The following is a 2,662-nucleotide window of genomic DNA, read 5'->3' on the forward strand; positions in this document are numbered from 1 at the left end:
CCATGGAAGTTCTCGGCTGGCGTGAACACCAGTTTACCGTCAATAATCTCGACTTGACCTTGGTCACTCGGCACAGACGCCGATTCGATGCTTAACGCATCGCCATCGATGTCAGTGTCGTTTGGCAGGACATCAATCGTCACTGGAGTATCTTCGTCAGTAACAGCGGTATCATCTTTTGCCACTGGCGCATCGTTGACTGGCGTCACATCGACGTTCACCGTGGTGGATTCACTGACGCCCCCGGAGGTAACGATGTAGGTGAAACTGTCTGTACCGTGGTAGTTGTCGTTTGGCGTGTAGGTTACGCTGCCATCCGAGTTGACCGAGACCGTGCCGTTAGCTGGACCATTGTTGGTATCCAGCGACACCACTTTATCGTCGCCTTCGAACGTGTCGTTACCTAAAACCTTGATGATGGTTGGCGTGTCTTCCACAACCGTCGCTTTGTCTGCCACGATGTCCGCCACAGGGGTAACCGTGAAGTTCACCGTTTGGCTGACGCTTTCACCGCTTGGATCGGTAGCCGTAAAGGTTAGGATTTCTGAGCCGTTCCAGTCTGCGGTTGGGCTAATGGTCGCGATGCCATTTTCAATCGACACCAACACGTTGTTGTTGCCAGAAACGCTGAAGCTCAGCTCGCCATCCACGTTATCCACATCGCTGAAAGCGGTATTCAGATTGATGCTGTATGGCGTAAAGTCTTCCGCCAAGGTTTGGTCTGCAATGTTGCTCTCAACCTCTGGCGTGTCGTTCACCGCATTCACGGTGACGTTGACCATCGCTTGGTCGGTCAGTGTACCATCGGTAACGGTATAAGTGATTTCGGCGTCGCCATTGAAGTTCTCTGCCGGTGTGAAGACCAATTTGCCATCAACAATCTCGACTGTACCTTGGTCACTCGGCACAGATGCCGAGTCAATCGACAGCTTATCGCCATCAATATCGGTGTCGTTTGGCAGGACATCAATCGTCACTGGTGTATCTTCGTCAGTAACGGCATTGTCATTGGTCGCCACTGGCGCATCGTTCACTGGTGTGACATCGACGTTCACCGTGGTGGACTCACTGACCCCACCGGAGGTAACGATGTACGTGAAGCTGTCTGCCCCGTGGTAGTTGTCGTTTGGCGTGTAAGTCACGCTGCCGTCCGGGTTGACCGAGACCGTGCCGTTGGCTGGGCCATTGTTGGTATCCAGCGACACCACTTTGTTGTCGCCTTCGAACGTGTCGTTACCTAAGACGTTAATGATGGTTGGTGTGTCTTCGACTACATCCGCACTGTCTGCCTCGATGTCGACTACTGGTGCAACCGTAAAGTTCACCGTTTGACTGACGCTTTCACCGCTTGGGTCTTTAGCTGTGAACGTAATTGTCTCTTTGCCATTCCAATCCGCAGTCGGAGTAATGGTAGCAACGCCATTTACAATAGAGATTTGGATGTTGTTATTGCCAGAGACTGAGAATTCTAGCGAGGAATCAGAATCTTTGAATGCTTCATTCAAGTCAATCGTGTATGCATCGAAGTCTTCCGCTAGCACTTGATCTGCAATGACGTTATCGATAGTCGGTGCATCGTTAACACGATTCACAATCAAACTGTCACTGTCGTTAGCCGTTGGACTAACACCATCCGATACTGACGCGCTAATAGTTAGGTCTTTAAGGTTAAGTTCGTCGTTGTTAACCGCGTCAACACCCGCTTGAGTCAGCTTGACAGCATCGCCAACTAACACGAAGTAGCCGTTTGAGTTGTTATCTAAAGAAACGGTTAATTGGTCTTCTGGCGTATCAGAATCAGCGACTTCCAACGTCGCCACTACCGTATCGGTGCTCACTGCGTTTTCAGTGATGCTTTCTACGGCATCAACCTTGATGGTTGGCGCATCGTTCACTGGATTAACGGTAACGGTCACCTTCGCTTCATCGGTCAATTGACCGTCCGTTACGATATAGGTAATTTCAGCGTCACCAATGAAGTTTTCTGCCGGTGTGAAGACGAGTTTTCCATCCACCACTTCAACCGTACCCTGCTCTTTAGGTACAGAGGCTGATTCAATACTCAGCTTATCGCCATCTACATCGCTGTCGTTTGGCAGGACATCAATCGTCACTGGTGTGTCTTCGTCAGTAATCGCCGTATCATCTTTTGCAACTGGCGCATCATTCACTGGCGTGACATCGACGTTCACCGTGGTGGACTCCGATACCCCGCCGGACGTAACGATGTAGGTAAAGCTGTCTGCCCCGTGGTAGTTGTCATTTGGCGTGTAAGTCACGCTGCCGTCAGGGTTGACCGAGACCGTGCCGTTGGCTGGGCCGTTATTGGTATCGAGCGACACCACTTTGTCGTCGCCTTCGAACGTGTCGTTACCTAAGACTTTGATGATAGTTGGTGTGTCTTCCACGACTGTCGCGCGGTCAGGTTCAATATCCGCCAAAGGTGCAACCGTGAAGTTCACCGTTTGGCTAACGCTTTCGCCGCTTGGATCGGTAGCAGTAAACGTTAGGATTTCTGAGCCGTTCCAGTCTGCGGTTGGTGAGATGGTCGCGATGCCATTTTCAATCGAAACCAACACGTTGCTGTTACCGGCTACTGAGAAGCTAAGCACGGAGTCGCTGTCTTTAAATGCGTCGTTTAAATCAATCGTGTAGGTCGCGA

General features: G+C 51.0%; 1 protein-coding gene. It reads right to left on the minus strand.

The annotated features are described in order from the left end of the window. Positions 1-2,662: tandem-95 repeat protein (locus tag L3V32_RS25965; RefSeq protein ID WP_237285674.1), on the minus strand; the 2,662-nt coding region annotated here is incomplete at both ends.

The organism is Vibrio sp. J2-4, assembly GCF_021728155.1.
GTDB classification, from domain to species: Bacteria; Pseudomonadota; Gammaproteobacteria; order Enterobacterales; family Vibrionaceae; genus Vibrio; species Vibrio diabolicus.